The organism is Streptomyces sp. NPDC111802, assembly GCF_055634335.1.
On record NZ_JBVKCZ010000021.1, the window covers coordinates 72,102 to 88,772 of the forward strand.

The following is a 16,671-nucleotide window of genomic DNA, read 5'->3' on the forward strand; positions in this document are numbered from 1 at the left end:
CGTGCAAGGCCTCCTGGCCCGGTGAGTAAGGCGTCGAGGGCGAGCCGCGACAGAGGGGCGTCGATGCGCTTCGCGAACGGCAGCCGCGGATCGCGGAATTGCGGTGATGTGTGTGCGGCGTCTGCGCGGACACATGGGACCCCCTTGAGGTAAAGCAGCAGGTCCTTCGAAGCGCTTCGATGCCCGTAAGACGTCAGGGCGAGTGTCGAGAGTGCGGCGCCCTTACATCAAGCAGGGCATACAGAGTGTCCCCTCCCGTAGCTCGAAGGAATCTTGGAAGCGACCCTTGTGCGCCCATGGGCGTTCACTTAACCTCACAGCAACATCGAAGCGCTTCGACTGCGAATCGCGTCGCAGTGGTTGGATGTCCGCTTCAGTTCAGCCAGATCCACTTAAGACACCGCAGCCGACGGCCCACCGCCGGGTGTCCAGGTGCGCCATGAAGGGTTGACGCAATGACGCCGAATGCCGCCCCCGCCTCCTCAGGACCCAGCCGGAGAAGCTTCCTCGCCTCCTCGGCGGTCGCCACCGCAGTGGTGGCCGGGGGGATGCCGCTGCTCACCGCCTGCGGCGGTTCGGACAGCGGGTCGCGCGAGGGCGCCACCTCGGGCAAGGCCGCTGACAAGCTGCTCCCGACATACGTCGCCAGCAAGTTCGCCGATCCGGACCTCCCGTCGAAGAACGGTTCGGCGGCCGGCTACACCGGCAAGGTCGACCTCGCGGCCCTCGCCGCTTCGGTGCCGGACAAGCTCGGCACTGGCGCCACCGTCAAGATCATGTCGCCGTTGTGGGGCACCCCGCCGAAGGCCGGGTGTGCCTACTACAAGGCGCTCGACGAGGCGGCAGGCACCAAGATCACCTGGCAGAACCAGAACGGCATGACCTATGGCGAGAAGCTCGGAGCCATCCTCGCCTCCAGCTCCCTGCCCGACATGGTGGTCGTGCCCAGCTGGGAGCTGAACAACAACAAGATCTCGAGCGCGGTCGCTGCGAAGTTCATGGACCTCGGCCCCTACTTGGCGGGCGACAAGGCCAAGAAGTACCCGAACCTCGCCGCGATACCGTCCGACGCCTGGCGGATGGGCATCTTCGGCGGCGCGCTGCGCGGCATTCCGATGCCCGCCGCCCCGGCCAGCATGATCGTGCCCTACTACCGCAAGGACATCTTCGAGAAGGAGGGCTACCCGGCACCCAAGTCCGCCGACCAGTTCCTCAGTTGGGCCAAGGACGCCACCAGCGCCAAGGCCAAGGTGTACGCCTGCGGTGACATCTCCTGGATCGCGGGGAACATCTTCAGCGTCACGCCCGGCTGGAACATCGATGACGACGGCAAGCTTCGGTACAGCATCGAGCGTCCCGAGTACCTCGAATCCCTGGCGTGGGTCCGCAAGCTGTTCGACGCCGGCGTGGTCCACCCCGACGACAAGGCGCGCACCGGCGACATGGGCCAGCGGTTCACCGCCGGACAGATCCTGGTCTGCGCCAGCGACATGTCCTTCTGGTACGTCAAGGCCGCCGAACAGGCCCAGGCCAACCCCAAGTTCCAGATCGACGGCATGGACCTCTTCGGCGCCGACGGCGGCAACCCGACGACGTACGCGTCCGCGCCCGCCACCATCTGGTCGATGATCCGCAAGGGCGCCTCGAAGGAAACGGTCGAGAACGCCCTGGCCGCCGCCAACTTCGCGGCCGCGCCCTACGGCACCAAGGAGCGGATGCTCGTCGATTACGGTGTCGAGGGCAGCCACTACTCGGTCAAGGACGGCGCCCCGGTCAAGACCGACCAGGGCAACAGTGAGGTGATCAACGCCTGGGGGATGCTGGCGGCCCCGGCGCCCTACGTCGCCCACCCCGACCTCCCCGATGTCGCCCGCGCGCAGGTCGAGTGGCAGCAGCGGATGGGTGCCTTCATGAAGAAGACCTCCACCTTCGGCATGACCATCATCGAGCCGGCCCGCTACGCCAACCTCTCCAGCCAGCTCGAGCAGCTGCAGATCGACTACGTGCGCGGCAACAAGAAGATGTCCGACGTGCAGGCCTTCATCGCCAACTGGAAGTCCTCCGGCGGTGACAAGCTGCGCGACTGGTACAAGGAGCTCCTCGACAAGAACGGCAGTGGCAACTGATGTCGCTCACCACCGGGAGCCGGCCGGACGGGACCCGTCCTCCCGCGGCCGTCGAGGAGCCGGCGGCCGCGGTCGCCGCCGTGGAGGCGACGAAGGGGCGGGCGCCACGCGGGACGGGCAAGGCCGGCAAGATCCCGTTCCGGGTCCGGTGGCACCGCGACCGCGCGCTCATCCTGATGACGCTGCCCCTCATCGCGCTGCTGGTCGTCTTCCACTACGTGCCGCTGCTCGGCAACGTCATCGCCTTCCAGGAGTACGACCCGTACATCGCCGGCAACGGGATCACGGCGATCTTCCACAGCCCCTGGGTCGGCCTGGACCAGGTCGTGCGGATGGCCGAGGACCCGCTGTTCTGGGATGCCACGCAGAACACCCTCGTCCTGTTCGTGATCCAGCTCGTGCTGTTCTTCCCCGTGCCCATCGCCCTGGCGCTGCTCATCAACAGCGTGATCCGGCCTCGGGTGAGGGCCGTGGCACAGGCGATCATGTACCTGCCGCACTTCTTCTCCTGGGTCCTTGTGATCACCGTGTTCCAGCAGATCTTCGGCGGCGCGGGCATCATCGCCCAGACCCTGGAGAACCACGGCGTGAGCGGCTTCGACCTGATGACCAACGCGGACCTGTTCAAGTGGCTGGTCACAGCCGAGGCCGTATGGAAGGACGCCGGCTGGGGGATCATCGTCTTCCTCGCCGCGCTGTCCGCCGTCAGTACCGACCTGTACGAGGCCGCCGCCATGGACGGCGCCGGGCGCTGGCGGCGCATGTGGCACGTGACGCTGCCCGCACTGCGCCCGGTGATCGCGCTCCTGCTGGTCCTGCGGGTGGGCGACGCGCTGAGCGTCGGCTTCGAGCAGTACCTGCTCCAGCGGGACGCGGTCGGCGCGGGAGCCAGTGAGGTCCTCGACACCTACGTATGGAACATGGGAATCCAGAACGGCGACTTCAGTTACGCGGCCGCCGTCGGCCTCGTCAAGGGGCTCATCGGCGTCGCACTCGTCCTGGGTGCGAACAAGTTCGCGCACCTCCTGGGCGAGCAGGGGGTGTACAAGAAGTGAGTCTCAACACCACGCTCATCCGCAGCCTCAAGGCGCCGCCCCGGCCGGTGTGGGAGGAGCCGCCCAGCAAGTCCGGACTCACCGCGAAGGGCGGCCTGCTGCTCCTGTGCTGCCTCGGCGTAGTCGGGCCGCTGTGGATCGTCATCGTCACCAGCCTCTCCCCGAAACCGGTGATCGACCAGGCCGGCGGCCTGGTCGTGATCCCCCGCGGCATCACCTTCGTCAACTACACGGAACTCCTCAGCGGCGGCCAGGTCAGCCGGGCGATCATGGTCTCGGTCGGGGTCACCTTCTTCGGCACCCTGTTCTCCATGGCGGTCTCGGTCCTCGGCGCCTACGGCCTCTCCCGGCCGGGGAGCCTCGGGCACCGGTACTTCCTGATGACCATCATGGCCACCATGTTCTTCGGGGCAGGCCTCATCCCGACGTACCTCCTCGTGCAGGCGCTCGGCCTCACCGACACCTATCTGTCCCTGATCCTGCCGAGCGCGGTCAGCGTCTTCAACGTCCTTGTCCTGCGGGCCTTCTTCATGGGGATCTCCCCCGAACTCACGGAGTCCGCCCGCATCGACGGGGCCGGCGACCTGCGCATTCTGCTGACCATCATCATGCCGCTGTCGCGTGCGGTGCTGGCCGTCATCTCCCTGTTCTACGCGGTTGGTTACTGGAGCGCCTGGTTCAACGCCTCCATCTACCTCACCGACCAGGAGATGATGCCGCTGCAGAACGTGCTCATCCAGCTGGTCCAGAAGAACACCGAGGCGCCGACCGGCCTCCAGCAGGCGGTCCGCACCGGCCAACTCTCCTCCCTGGGACTGCAGATGGCCGTCATGGTCCTCGCGCTGATCCCCGTCGCGGTTGCCTCCCCCTTCGTCCAGCGGCACTTCAAGAAGGGCATGCTCACCGGAGCGATCAAGGGCTGACGGATTCTCGCCGTTGAGCTCTCCGTTGTGTGCCGTCTGCGGCTTCGTCGTGGCTGGTCGCGCAGTTCCCCGCGCCCCTGAGCAGGTTCCTCTCCCCTCTTCTTTCAGAACGAGGTATGTCATGCACACGTCTCCCCCCAGCAGGCGAGCCGTTCTAGCCGGGACCGCTGCCGCCGCGCTCACAAGCCTCCCCGTTCTCGCCGGACCCGCCCGAGCCGCGGAGTCCGCCCCCGCCTACCGCTGGCGCAACGCCGTCATGGGCGGCACCGGGTTCATCACCGGGGTGCTGTTCCACCCGTCGGTACGAGGGCTCGCCTACGCCCGGACCGATATCGGGGGCGCCTACCGCTGGGACGACCGGACCGACCGCTGGATCCCGCTGACCGACCACCTCGGCTGGGACGACTGGAACCTCCTCGGCGTCGAGGCCATGGCCGTCGACCCGACCCACCCGAACCGGCTGTACCTGGCCCTCGGCACGTACACCCAGCCCTGGGCCGGCAACGGAGCCGTGCTGCGCTCCGAGGACCGGGGTGCCACCTGGAAACGCACCGACCTCACCGTGCAGTTCGGCGGCAACGAGGACGGGCGTGGATGCGGTGAACGGCTGCTGGTCGACCCACGGAACTGCGACACCCTGTGGCTCGGCACCCGGCACGACGGGCTGCTCAAGTCGACCGACCGGGGCGCCACCTGGAAGGCGGTGAGCTTCCCGGCCACCCCGAGCGCCACGGGCCAGGGCATCACCCTCCTCGTCGCCGCGGGCCGCAGCGTCTACGCCGGCTGGGGCGACTCCGACGGTACCCCCAACCTGTATCGCACGTCCGACGGCACGAGCTGGGAACCCGTCCCCGGGCAACCCACCGGCACCGCCGCCAAGGTACCGATCCGCGCCGCGTACGACCGACTCACCCGTGAGCTGTACGTGACGTACGCCAACGCCCCCGGCCCCAACGGGCAGTCGGACGGCAGCGTACACAAACTGCGTACCGCCAACGGCAAGTGGACCGATGTCACCCCGGTGAAGCCCGGCGGGGCGACGAGCGACGGCGGGACGGACTCCTTCGGCTACGGCGGTGTCGCCGTTGACGCCCGACGGCCCGGCACGCTCATCGTGTCCACCAACAACCGCTGGGCCGAGATCGACACCGTCTTCCGTTCCACCGACGGCGGCCGCACCTGGAAGTCCCTGAAGGACGAGGCCGTCCTCGACGTCTCCGAGACCCCCTACCTCAAGTGGGGCAAGGACGAGCCCAAGTTCGGCTGGTGGATCCAGGCCGTCGGCCTCGACCCGTTCGACTCCGAGCACGTCGTCTACGGCACCGGTGCGACCCTGTACGGCACGCGCGACCTCAAGCGCTGGGCTCCGCAGATCCGCGGCCTCGAGGAGGCGTCCGTGGTGCAGATCCTGTCGCCTCCGACGGGAGAGGCCCACCTGATCAGCGGATCGCGGGACATCGGCGTGCTCTACCACGAGCGGCTGACCGCCTCGCCGTCGCGCGGCATGGCCACGAACCCGGTGTTCGGGTCCTCCACCGGACTCGCCCAGGCCGCGGCCAAGCCCGCGTACGTCGTGCGCACCGGCTCCGGCGACCAGGGCAACGGCGCCTGGTCGAACGACGGCGGAAAGACCTGGATCCCCTTCGCGTCGCAGCCGACCGTCGCCAAGGACGCCTCCGGACCGATCGTCACCAACGCCGACGGCACCGTGCTGCTGTGGTCCCTCGCGCACTGGGACGGCACCGTGTATCCGGCGCACCGCTCGGCGGACAACGGCGCCACCTGGTCCGAGGTCGCCTCCCTCCCGAAGGGCGCCGTCCTGGTCGCGGACCCCGTGGACCCGAGGTGCTTCTACGCCTACGACACGACCGTCGGCACGCTCTACGCCAGTACCGACAGCGGTCTGACCTTCACCGCCCGGGCCACCGGCCTGAGTTCGGGCGACGCGGGGTTCCAGCTGGCCGCGGCCCCAGGGCGCTCCGGTGACCTGTGGCTCAGCGCCAAGGCGAACGGGCTCTACCGCTCCACCGACGGCGGCGCGAGCTTCACCAAGGTCGGCAGCTGCCGCGCCTCGCACACCTTGGGCTTCGGCAAGGCCGCAGAGGGCGCCTCCTACCCGGCAATCTACATGGCCGGCGCGATCGAGGACTTCAACGCCATCTACCGCTCCGACGACGAGGCCAGGACCTGGACGCGGATCAACGACGACCAGCACCGATGGGGCTGGACCGGGGCGGCCATCACCGGCGATCCGCGCATCCACGGCCGGGTCTACCTCGCCACCAACGGACGCGGCGTGCAGTACGGGGAGCCCGTCTGATGCCCGAGCTGAGTGAGGCGACACTGCGCAAGGGCCGGGCCTGGTACGTCTCCACGCTCCCGGAGCCGGAGGCGCCGCGCGACCTGCCGGCCCGGATCACCGCAGGCGCAGGCGCGGGCGTCCGGCAGGTGCTCGACGGCCTCTCCGAGCAGGTCGAGGCCGGCACCCACCACGACCCCCTGACGGGGACGGCCGTCACCGAACGGGTCACCCTCGGCCGCTACGGCGTGGCGGTGCTCCGGCCATGACAGCGATCAACGGGTCCGTCCACGGCACCTGGGAGCCGCACCCGGCCGCCCGCTGGGAGGACGGCTTCCTGAGCGGCAACGGCCATCACGGCGCCCTTGTGTTCGGTGATCCGAACGCGGAGCGGGTCGTCGTCACCCATCACACCCTGGTACGGCCGAGCGGTGACGGCGTGCACCGACGGCCGCCCCGGCTTGCCGCCGAACTCCCCGCGCTCCAGGACCGCCTCCTGGCAGGTGACCGTACCGCCGCGGAGGGTTTCACCGACAGCCGTCCGCACCAGTGGGCGCAGCCCTTCCACCCCGCCTTCCAGATCAGCCTGGTCCGGCCCGCCGACGACGGCGGCGACTACCGCCGCGACATCGACTTCACGACGGGCGTCGTACGGGCGACCTCGGCCGGCTGGACCAGCCGGGTCTTCGTCTCCCGAGCCGACGACGTGATCGTCCAGCACATGACGGCGCCCGGCCTCACCCTCGACATCTCCCTCGACCCGCGGCTCCCCGGCGCCCCCGTCGGACTGGCCGTCGGCCACGGAGCCGTCGTCGCCCCCGAGGGCGCCCTGCTGAGCCTGCGCGCCCGCTACCCGGAGAGCGACCGCGCCTTCACCGGCGTCACGCTCGTCGTCGTCACCGGCGGCACGACGACCCTCGCCCCGCCCTTCGCGCACATCGAGGGAGCCCGGTCCGTACTGCTCCTCACCCGCGTCCGCCGGCACACCGGGGAACTGGACGTGACCGCGGAGGGCCGCGCCCTGCGTGACCTGCCCATGGACTACGACGAGCTCCTCGACCGCCACGCCGCCCTCCACCGCCCCGCCTACGGGCGCGTCACCCTCGACCTCGCCGCCGACCCGGCCGAACGGGCCCTGCCGGGCTCCGAGCTGCTGAAGCGCCCGCGTGAACCCGCCCTGCTGGAGCGGCTGTTCGCGGCCGGCCGCTACCACCTGCTTTCCGCCAGCGGCCTCTTCCCGCCCCGGCTGACCGGCCTGTGGACCGGCGACTGGAACACGGCCTGGTCGGGGGCGTTCACCAACGACGCCAACCTCAACCTCCAGACCGCCTCCGCCGCGGCCGCCGGCCTGCCCGAGGTCACCGAGGCCCACGCCGCGCTGATCCAACGCCAGTTGCCCGACTGGCGCGACAACGCCCGCGCCGTCTTCGGCACTCGGGGCGTGGTCGCACCCGCCCACACCGACGGTGAGTCCGGCCACTCGTACCACTTCAGCCGCGAGTACCCCCTGCACCTGTGGACCGCGGGCGCCGACTGGCTGCTCAAGCCCCTCGTCGACCACGACGAGACCCACGGCACCCGCGATCCGCGCACTGCCGCCGCCCTCGCCGAAGTCGCCCTGTTCTACGAGGACTTCCTCACCCGCACCGACGACAGCGGCCGGCTCGTCGTCGTCCCCTCCTACTCACCCGAGAACCGCCCGGCGAACGCGAGCTGGGTGACGATCAACGCCGCCATGGACCTCTCGGCGGCCCGCCACGCGCTCCTGACGGCCGCCCGGTACCACCCCGAGCACGCCGACCGCTGGCGCGCCCTCGCCGACCGGCTGCCCCCGCACCGGATCAACGCCGACGGGGCCCTGGCCGAATGGGCCTGGCCCGGCCTGGCGGACACCTACGACCACCGCCACCTCAGCCATCTCTACGGCGTCTGGCCGCTCGACGAGATCACCCCGTACGACACCCCGGCCCTCGCGGCCGCCGCCCATCGCGCCCTCGAACTGCGCGGCGCCGAGAACGACTCCGCGCACGGCCACCTCCACCACGCGCTGATCGCGGCCCGGCTGCGCGATGGTGACCGGGTCGGCCACGCCCTCGACCAGGTCCTGGACGGCGACTTCTTCCACGCCTCCCTGATGAGCGCCCACTACCCGAACCGCCACGTCTACAACGCCGACGCCGCGCACACCCTGCCCGCCGTACTGATCGAGATGCTTCTCCAGTCGACCCCCCACCGACTGGTCCTCCTGCCCGCGCTGCCGCCCGGTCTCCCGGCGGGCCGACTCACGGGCGTACGCACGCGGTTCGGCGCCGAGGTCGATCTGACCTGGGCGCCCGACGGAGCGACGGCGGTTCTGAAGCCGACTCGCACCGTCCGTATCGAATTCAGGACTTCTTCCGGTGACGCGCAGCCGATCGATCTCGTCGCCGGAGAGGACCACGTCCTCAGTCTGGGGGCGTGGTAGCACCCCCACATTTCCCCCCACCCGTGGAAGGGACACCATGGTAAAAAGCGCGATACGCAAGGTCAACATGGCGGTGCTGGCGCCGGCGATGGCTCTCGGTGCCACCGTCGCCCTCGCTTCCGCTCCCGCCTCCGCCGCCGTCTGGAACACCTGCGACCAGTACGGCAGCACCAGCCTGGACGGCTACAAGCTGTACAACAACATCTGGGGCTCCGGGGCGGGCAGCCAGTGCATCTGGGCCAACTCCGGGACCAGCTGGGGTGTCTGGGCCAACCACCCCAACACCGGCGGCATCAAGTCCTACGCCAACTCGACGAAGGCGATCAACAAGACGATCGACTCCCTCGGCTGGCTCACCAGCAACTACAACGTCAGCGTTCCGTCGTCCGGCGCGTACAACACGTCGTACGACATCTGGGACAACGACCACCAGTACGAGATCATGCTCTGGGTCAACTACAACGGAGCCGTCGGCCCGATCGGCACCTACCAGGGCAACGTCACAGTCGGCGGCCACAACTGGAACGTCTACAAGGGCACCAACGGGTCGAACCAGGTGTTCTCGTTCCTGCGTACGTCCGACTCCAACTCCGGCACCGTGGACGTCAAGCCGATCCTCCAGTGGATCGCCTACACCAAGGGCTGGATGCCCGGCAACGAGATCATCGGCGACGTCCAGTTCGGCTATGAGATCACCTCGTCGTCCGGCGGACTCAACTTCAACACCAACAACCTGACCGTCAGCGGCGGCTGACCCGACATCAGGGCCGAGAACAGAGGCATGGGCCCCGCACGAGCTGCGGGGCCCACGTCGTCAGCCGGTCAGCCGGTCAGCAGGTCGAATTGGTCTGGGTGAGCAGGCCCAGCCGCCACGGCAGGCTGTTGTAGTCACCGCCGGCGTTCGGGTCCTTGCCCTGATACAGGTACTGCAGTTTGCAGGCCGGGATCGTGAGCGTCTGGTCGTTGCCGGCGCGGATCATCTCGCCGTGACTGATGTCCCGGGTCCAGGTACCGGCGGGGAACGTCACGTTGCTCGACTTGGCGAACGGGTTGCCCTCGGACGCGGCCAGAGGTGACCACGAGCCGGCGAGGCTGCCCGAGGTCCAGGAGCGGAAGTAACGCCGGCCGTCCGAGCCGATGGCCTCGACGAGGAGCAGATACTGGTTGCTGCCCTGCACCTTGTACACGTTGCTCGCTTCGAACAGGGCGTACTTGGAGTCCTGCGCCGCGATGACGGTGTTGGTGAAACCGTTCGGGAACTGGCCGACGGTCGTCCGGGAGCGGTACAGGTGCCCGTTGTCGTCGGAGGAGAACAGATAGCAGTTGGCGCTGTCGCAGATCACCCACATGTCGACCCAGAAGCCGTTGCCGATGTTCTGCCGGATGATGTCCGGCATCGACGAGTAGAAGTTGCGCGGGGCGCTCCACCCGTTGGGGTTGCTGATGTCGGGGTTGGTGGAGTACGAGGCGTTGCCGGTCTGGTAGACGAGGTACCACAGGCCCTGCGGCGCGTAGTAGAAGACCTGCGGCGCGGCCCGGTACCCGGCGCCGATGGCGGTGCGGTCGAGGTAGTGGTGGGTCGCCGACCCGGCCTGCGACCAGTCACTGAAGCTCAGGTACACCAGGTTGTACCCGGAGGAGCTGGCGACGCTCGCGAACACGTGGTACTTGCCGTTGTGGTAGACGACCGACGGGTCCTTGATCCCGGCGATCCTGTGGGTCGCGTCCGGTTTGGGGGAGATCAGTGCTCCGCTCGAACTCCAGCGGAAGGAGGAGGGGAGTGCGGCGGCGGCCCGGGTCGAAGGGGCGTCCGTCCGCTGTGCCGCGCGGCTGCCGCCCAACGCGGTGAGCGTTGACTGGTAGGCGGGCTTCTTGTTGCCGTTGCGGTCGAACAGCAGTGGGTTCTCCCCGCTGCGCCAGGAGTCGCTGTCGCGGATGCCCCAGACGGTGATGCCGGTGCAGCGCGCCACGTTCATACAGGCCCGCACCGTGTTCGCGTACGCGGCCGGCGGAGCCTGCGCGATGTCCAGCTCGGTGATCTGGACGTCCACACCGAGGGCGGCGAAGCTGGACAGCGTCGTCTGGAAGCTCGACGGCGGGCCGCCGGTGCCGAAGTGGGACTGGAAGCCGACGCAGTCGATGGGCACGCCGCGCGCCTTGAAATCGCGCACCATGCGGTAGACGCCCTGGGTCTTGGCGTCACTCCAGTTCTCGATGTTGTAGTCGTTGTAGCAGAGCTTGGCCGACGGGTCGGCCGACCGCGCGGTGCGGAAGGCCTGTTCGATGAAGCCGTCGCCGAGCAGGTTCTGGAACACCGAGGGGCGGTGCTGGCCGCTGCCGCCGTCGGCGAAGGCCTCGTTGACGACGTCCCAGGATTGGATCCGGCCCTTGTAGCGGTTCATCACGCCGGTGATGTGGTTGTTCATCACGCCGCGCAGCGTGTTCGCGTCCCTGATGGAGCTGACCCAGCCGGGCAGTTGGGAGTGCCAGACCAGGGTGTGGCCGCGTACGCGCTGACCGTGGGACGCCGCGCCGTTGACGATCTGGTCGGCGGGGCCGAAGTTGAACGAGCCGCGGGACGGCTCGGTCGTGTCCCACTTCATCTCGTTCTCAGGCGTGACGGAGTTGAACTCGCGGCCCAGGATCGCGGTGTACGTGCCGTCGCCGAGCCTTCCGGCGGCCACGGCGGTCCCGAAGTACCGTCCGGACTGGGCCGCTTGGGCCCCGAGAGTGGAAGCCCGGACGGCGTCGGGTGCGGCGGTCGCGGCGCCGGACGTCACGAGGGCGCCGACGGCCAGCAGGGATAACACCGACGCTCGGCGACGGCCGAGCCGCGTTAGCGGGTTCATGGTTCTCCTCCACGGTTGGCGGGGGGTTGGGTGGTGCGGTCGGTGGGATCGGGTCAGGGCGTCGACAGCTCGAACCGCGAGACGCGGACCGCGCCGCCGAGCGCCTGCGTGGCGTGGTTGAAGAGGGCGAATCGGTAGCCCATGAAGAACCGCCAGTCGTTGCCCATGGAGAAGGCGGGCCCGAGGCGGGTGAAGTTGCTGCCGTCGGTGCTGTAGGAAAAGGTGCCGGGGCGTGGCGAGCCGGGTCGGATGTCCGCGCTCGCGCGCAGCCAGATCCGGCCGCCCGAGGCGGGCGCGCTCGCGACCTCGGTGCCGGTGCCGGTGGTGTTCCAGTTGCCGTCCATGGTGAGCCCGTTGACCATCACCACCCGCGTCGCGCCGCCGTCGCGTTTGACGCCGATCCAGGCGGAGGAGTCACGCAGCAGCGCGAGTCCGGCCCGGTCGCCGTCCCGCATCGTGGAGTGGTCGAGCTGGACCGTGGCGGTGGAGGTGGGTCCCTGGATGCGGTGGGTGAGGGTGTTGCGGGCCCAGTACAGGTCGTTGGTGACGGTCGCGGTCCGCAGGGTCAGTCCGTTGCTGACCGACCACTTGGTGTTGTCCGGGTTGTGGTTCCACTCCCACCTCGGCTTGAGGGTCGTACCGTCGAAGGTGTCGACGCCGGTCATGGGGGTGACCTGGCGGGGTGGAGCGGGCACGGCCGGGCTGGGATACGAGGTGCCCCAGGCGCCGTTGACGAGTTGTACGACGGGCCAGCCGTCCGAGGTCCAGGTCACCGGGGCCAGGGCGGGCATCCGGCCGCCCGGGTATGCGTCCACGAAGGCCATGTAGTACCAGGCGCCGCTCTGTGTCTGCACCAGCCCGCCCTGGTGCGGAACGCCACCGCCGGGGATCGGCCCGCGAAGGTCGAGGAGGACCTGCCGCATCGTGTAGGGACCGAAGGGGCCGTTCGACGACTTCAGGATGTATTGCCCGTTCGCGGGGCGGGTCAGGAAGATGTAGTACTGCCCGTTGATCTTGTAGAAGCGGGAGCCCTCAAGGGTGCCGACACTCGACGGTGTGGTGAACACCTGCTGTGTGCGGACCTGGTTGCGGCCGTCGGGCGAGAGCTGGGCCACGCTGATGGTGGTGTTCCCGTACGCCACGTACAGGGTGTCGTCAGTGTCGACCAACAGCCCCGCGTCGTAGTAGGGAGTGCTGATCGTCGTCAGCCTGCTCCACGGCCCCTCGACGGCCGTGGCGGTGTAGACGTAACTCCGGGCGAAGTCGATCTGGCCGAGCCAGTAGAAGGTCCTGTTGCTCGGACGGTAGGCGAGCGACGACGCCCAGATCCCTCTGACATAGCCACGGGCACCGTTCAGGTCGTACCTGGCGCCGAAGTCGAGGACAGGCACCGAGTGGCCGGCGATCTCCCAGTTCACCAGGTCGTACGAGCGCAGGACGGGCGCGCCCGGCGAGTAGTGCATGGTCGAGGCCGAGGCGTAATAGGTGCCGCCGACGCGGATGACATCGATATCCGCGAAGTCCTGCCAGATCACCGGATTCGTGTACTGCGCGGCGGCCGTGAGGGCCGGCCCCTGGGCGGGAGGGGAGGCGGCGGTGCGGGAGGCTCCGGCCAGAGGAAGGAACATGCCTGTGACCAGGCCGGTGGTGGCGGCCAGCGCGCGGCGACGGGACATGGATTGATGAGGGCATGACATATCCATGGCTGCAGTTCTCCTTTGGCGGCCCTCGTTTGCGTGACCCTCGTTCATGCGGCGCGAAGGGACCGGACTGATCCATCTGGTTCGTGATATCGAACATGGATCGGCTCTTCGGGCAACCAGGATGATAGGAGGCTGGCGGGCCCCGTCAATACCTCTCGCATGATTCGTCAGGCGCATCGAAACATTCGAAGCTCCTCGACTACCCCGCTGTCATGGGTCGGTTGTCCGAATGTCGCAGATCGGTTGGGTCACTTTTACGTCGCCGAGATGCGTGGCGGAACGGAGAAGGCGGTTGGTGTTGACATGTTCGGACGCCTCTCTAGTATCCGTGAGGCCCTGACTTTCCGAATGGCGCTCGAAATTTCGAACGCCCCGATCCTCATTCTTGCGATGTCATGAACGTGACACGGTAAAGGAGCCCTGGTGCCCGCACGATCCTGCAGACGACTGCTCCACTTCCTAGCGGCGGCCGCGTTGACGGTCACCGCGTCCGTGACGGCCTCCGCTCATTCCACCGCCGCGGCCGCGCCCGGCAGCCCGGCGCTCACCCCGCCGTTGGGCTGGAACAGCTGGAACAGCTTCGGGTGCGGGGTCACCGAGGCACAGGTTCGCCAGGCCACCGACGCGATGGTGTCCTCGGGCATGCGGGACGCCGGCTACCGGTACGTGGTGGTCGACGACTGCTGGTTCGACCCGCAGCGTGACGCGGCGGGCAACCTGCGGGCCAATGCGGCCAAGTTCCCGAGCGGGATGAAGGCCCTCGGGGACTACATCCACAGCAAGGGCCTGAAGTTCGGCATCTACCAGGTGCCGGGCGAGCGCACCTGCGCGCAGACCAGCGGCGCCTATCCCGGGTCGACGGCAAGCAGGGGGCACGAGGTCCAGGACGCCACCACATTCGCCTCGTGGGGCGTCGACTACCTCAAGTACGACTGGTGTTCCTCCAGCGGCACCCGCGACGAGCAGGTCGCGCGTTTCACGCTCATGCGCGACGCCCTGCGTGCCACCGGGCGGCCGATCGTCTACAGCATCAACCCCAACAGCTTCCACGCCATCACCGGCGCCACATACAACTGGGGCGAGGTCGCCGACCTGTGGCGGACGACCGAGGACCTGCTCGACATCTGGCAGAACGGCAACACCAACAGCTACCCGATGGGCGTCGGCAACGTCCTGGACGTCACCGCCCCGCTGGCCGCGCAGTCTGGTCCAGGGCACTGGAACGACCCCGACATGCTGGTCGTCGGCCGCCCCGGCCTGTCACTGACCGAGTCCCGCTCGCACTTCGCCCTGTGGGCGCTGCTGGGTGCACCGCTCATGGCCGGCAACGACATCCGAACCATGTCCGCCGACGTGAGCGCGGTCCTGCGCAACCCCCGTCTGCTGGCGGTGAACCAGGATCCGCTGGGCGCGGGCGGGCGCAGAGTGCGCGACGACGGCGCGACCGAGGTGTTCGCCAAGCCCCTGTCCGACGGCTCGGTCGCGGTGGGCCTGTTCAACCGGGGAGGCGACACGGCGACGGTCACCACGACAGCAGCACAAGTCGGCCTGTCCGGCGGGCCGTTCACCCTCACGGACCTGTGGACCGGCGGCACGTCGAGCACGTCCGGGCAGATCTCGGCGAGCGTCCCCGCGCACGGCGTGGCCGTGTTCCGGGTGAGTGGTGGCAGCCCGCTCGCCGCCACGCGGCTGCGCGGCACCGCGTCCGGCCGCTGCCTGGACGTGGACAACGCCTCCACCGCGGCCGGGGCGACGGTACTGATCTGGGACTGCCACTCGGCCGCCAACCAGTTGTGGACCACGTGGGCGGGCGGCGGGATCCGAGTCTTCGGCGACAAGTGCCTGGACGCCTACGACCAGGGCACCGCCAACGGCACCCGGGTCATCACCTGGCCCTGCAACGGCCAGAACAACCAGAAGTGGACCGTCGGCTCCGACGGGTCGATCCGCAACGTCCACGCGGGGCTGTGCCTCGACGTCAACGGGGCCGGCACCGCCAACGGGACCCCGCTGGTCCTGTGGACCTGCAACGGCCAGAACAACCAGAAGTGGACCCGCATGTGAGCCCACAGAAGGGAGTTGCATGATGACAAGGACAAGATCCCTCTTATGGCCCGCCGTGGTGGCGGTGCCCCCACTCTGACGAGCGGTACGCACACGATCCAGAGCAACGGCAAGAACCGAGCTTCATCCTGCGGATCCCGGAGGGCTACGACCGCAACCGCGCCCACCGGCTGGTCTTCGGGTTCCACTGGTGGGGCGGCACCTCGACCGACGTCGCCACGGGCCGCACCGTGGAAGCGGGCACCTGGGCCTACTACGGGCTCCAGCGGCTGGCGAACAACAGCGCCATCTTCGTAGCACCCCAAGGCCTCGACAACGGCTGGGCCAACTCCGGCGGGGAAGACGTCACCTTCGTCGACGACATGATCAGGCGGATCGAAGCGGACCTGTGTGTGGACACCACACAGCGCTTCGCTCTGGGATTCAGCTACGGCGCCGCCATGTCGTACGCGCTCGCGTGTTCCCGGGCGACGGTCTTCCGCGCGGTCGCGGTCCAGAGCGGCGGTCAGCTCAGTGGATGCAGCGGTGGCACCCAGCCCATCGCCTACCTCGGGGTGCACGGCCTGCGGGACAGCGTCCTCGGCATCCCCGGCGGACGGGCGCTGCGGGACAGGTTCGTCAGGAACAACGACTGCACCGCCCAGAACCCGCCCGAGCCGGCACAGGGCAGCCTGACGCACCGGATCACCACCTACTCGGGCTGCTCGGCCGGGCATCCCGTCGCCTGGGCCGCGTTCGACGAAGGACACATCGCCGCTCCGCAGGACGGGGCCGCGGGTGACAGCGGCTCCAGGACGTGGCTGCCGGCAGAGGTGTGGAAGTTCTTCACGCAGTTCCAGACCTCCAACCCGCCGCCGGGGACGGCGACCTGCCGGGTCACCGACACCGTCAGCGCCTGGAACACCGGCCTGACCTCGGACATCACCATCACCAATACCGGCACCGCCACGATCGACGGGTGGTCCCTGGTCTTCACCCTGCCCGACGGCCAGACCGTCACCTCCGGCTGGAACGCGGACTACTCGCCCGCTTCCGGCAGGGTGACGGCCAGGAACGTCTCCCACAACGCCGGCATCGCCCCCGGCGCGTCCGTCGGCATCGGATTCCAGGCCGCCCACACCGGCGATACCGCCACGCCCCTCTCCTTCACCCTCAACGGCACCACCTGCTCCGCCACCTGAGCGGCAA

General features: G+C 68.8%; 9 protein-coding genes and 2 pseudogenes. 9 read left to right on the forward strand and 2 right to left on the reverse strand.

Features of this window, described 5'->3' with window-relative positions; all coding sequences use genetic code 11:
- Positions 1-455 precede the first annotated feature (455 nt).
- The 7 genes and pseudogenes from ACZ7NC_RS23720 (at position 456) to ACZ7NC_RS23750 (ending at position 9,621) form a co-directional block, all read left to right on the forward strand.
- On the forward strand, positions 456-2,126 hold the full coding sequence (locus tag ACZ7NC_RS23720; protein ID WP_471491006.1) for a type 2 periplasmic-binding domain-containing protein: 1,671 nt from the start codon (positions 456-458) through the stop codon (positions 2,124-2,126).
- Positions 2,126-3,181: an ABC transporter permease gene (locus ACZ7NC_RS23725; RefSeq protein ID WP_471491007.1), complete on the forward strand. Its 1,056-nt coding sequence runs from the start codon at positions 2,126-2,128 to the stop codon at positions 3,179-3,181. Before ACZ7NC_RS23720 ends, ACZ7NC_RS23725 begins: the two co-directional genes overlap by 1 nt.
- Positions 3,178-4,104, forward strand: a complete 927-nt coding sequence (locus ACZ7NC_RS23730; RefSeq protein WP_471491009.1) for a carbohydrate ABC transporter permease — start codon at positions 3,178-3,180, stop codon at positions 4,102-4,104. The genes ACZ7NC_RS23725 and ACZ7NC_RS23730 overlap by 4 nt, the downstream gene beginning before the upstream one ends.
- Positions 4,105-4,225: 121 nt before the next feature.
- Positions 4,226-6,424: a 1,4-beta-glucanase gene (locus ACZ7NC_RS23735; RefSeq protein WP_471491011.1), complete on the forward strand. Its 2,199-nt coding sequence runs from the start codon at positions 4,226-4,228 to the stop codon at positions 6,422-6,424.
- Between the two features lie 17 nt (positions 6,425-6,441).
- A pseudogene (locus tag ACZ7NC_RS23740) lies at positions 6,442-6,672 on the forward strand (Beta-galactosidase C-terminal domain); the annotation flags it as partial.
- Positions 6,669-8,867, forward strand: coding sequence for a glycosyl hydrolase family 95 catalytic domain-containing protein (locus ACZ7NC_RS23745; protein ID WP_471491012.1), 2,199 nt, complete (start codon positions 6,669-6,671; stop codon positions 8,865-8,867). The pseudogene ACZ7NC_RS23740 and the gene ACZ7NC_RS23745, both read left to right, overlap by 4 nt.
- A gap of 37 nt (positions 8,868-8,904) precedes the next feature.
- Positions 8,905-9,621 (forward strand): glycoside hydrolase family 12 protein, encoded by a 717-nt coding sequence (locus ACZ7NC_RS23750; RefSeq protein ID WP_471491014.1) that lies wholly within the window; start codon positions 8,905-8,907, stop codon positions 9,619-9,621.
- A 76-nt stretch (positions 9,622-9,697) separates the two neighbouring features.
- On the opposite strand, the gene ACZ7NC_RS23755 is transcribed toward ACZ7NC_RS23750, so the two are convergent.
- Both ACZ7NC_RS23755 and ACZ7NC_RS23760 read right to left on the reverse strand, forming a co-directional pair.
- Positions 9,698-11,716 carry a glycoside hydrolase gene (locus ACZ7NC_RS23755; RefSeq protein WP_471491015.1) on the reverse strand — a complete coding sequence of 673 codons (2,019 nt, stop codon included), beginning with the start codon at positions 11,714-11,716 and terminating at the stop codon, positions 9,698-9,700.
- Between the two features lie 53 nt (positions 11,717-11,769).
- The gene (locus tag ACZ7NC_RS23760; RefSeq protein ID WP_471491017.1) at positions 11,770-13,392 is read right to left on the reverse strand and encodes a glycoside hydrolase family 43 protein; all 1,623 of its coding nucleotides are present in this window, start codon (positions 13,390-13,392) and stop codon (positions 11,770-11,772) included.
- A gap of 450 nt (positions 13,393-13,842) precedes the next feature.
- Between ACZ7NC_RS23760 and ACZ7NC_RS23765 the strand changes: the two genes are divergently transcribed.
- The gene (locus tag ACZ7NC_RS23765; protein ID WP_471491019.1) at positions 13,843-15,483 is read left to right on the forward strand and encodes a glycoside hydrolase family 27 protein; all 1,641 of its coding nucleotides are present in this window, start codon (positions 13,843-13,845) and stop codon (positions 15,481-15,483) included.
- A 60-nt stretch (positions 15,484-15,543) separates the two neighbouring features.
- Positions 15,544-16,664: pseudogene (locus ACZ7NC_RS23770) on the forward strand (CE1 family esterase); the annotation flags it as partial.
- Between the last annotated feature and the right edge of the window lie 7 nt (positions 16,665-16,671).

Bases quoted from the DNA above. Each gene is read 5' to 3' on its own strand.
- ACZ7NC_RS23720 (WP_471491006.1), top strand. From the start codon at position 456: ATGACGCCGAATGCCGCCCCCGCCTCCTCAGGACCCAGCCGGAGAAGC.
- ACZ7NC_RS23760 (WP_471491017.1), bottom strand. From the start codon at position 13,392: ATGTCCCGTCGCCGCGCGCTGGCCGCCACCACCGGCCTGGTCACAGGC.
- ACZ7NC_RS23745 (WP_471491012.1), top strand. From the start codon at position 6,669: ATGACAGCGATCAACGGGTCCGTCCACGGCACCTGGGAGCCGCACCCG.
- ACZ7NC_RS23755 (WP_471491015.1), bottom strand. From the start codon at position 11,716: ATGAACCCGCTAACGCGGCTCGGCCGTCGCCGAGCGTCGGTGTTATCC.
- ACZ7NC_RS23750 (WP_471491014.1), top strand. From the start codon at position 8,905: ATGGTAAAAAGCGCGATACGCAAGGTCAACATGGCGGTGCTGGCGCCG.
- ACZ7NC_RS23725 (WP_471491007.1), top strand. From the start codon at position 2,126: ATGTCGCTCACCACCGGGAGCCGGCCGGACGGGACCCGTCCTCCCGCG.
- ACZ7NC_RS23735 (WP_471491011.1), top strand. From the start codon at position 4,226: ATGCACACGTCTCCCCCCAGCAGGCGAGCCGTTCTAGCCGGGACCGCT.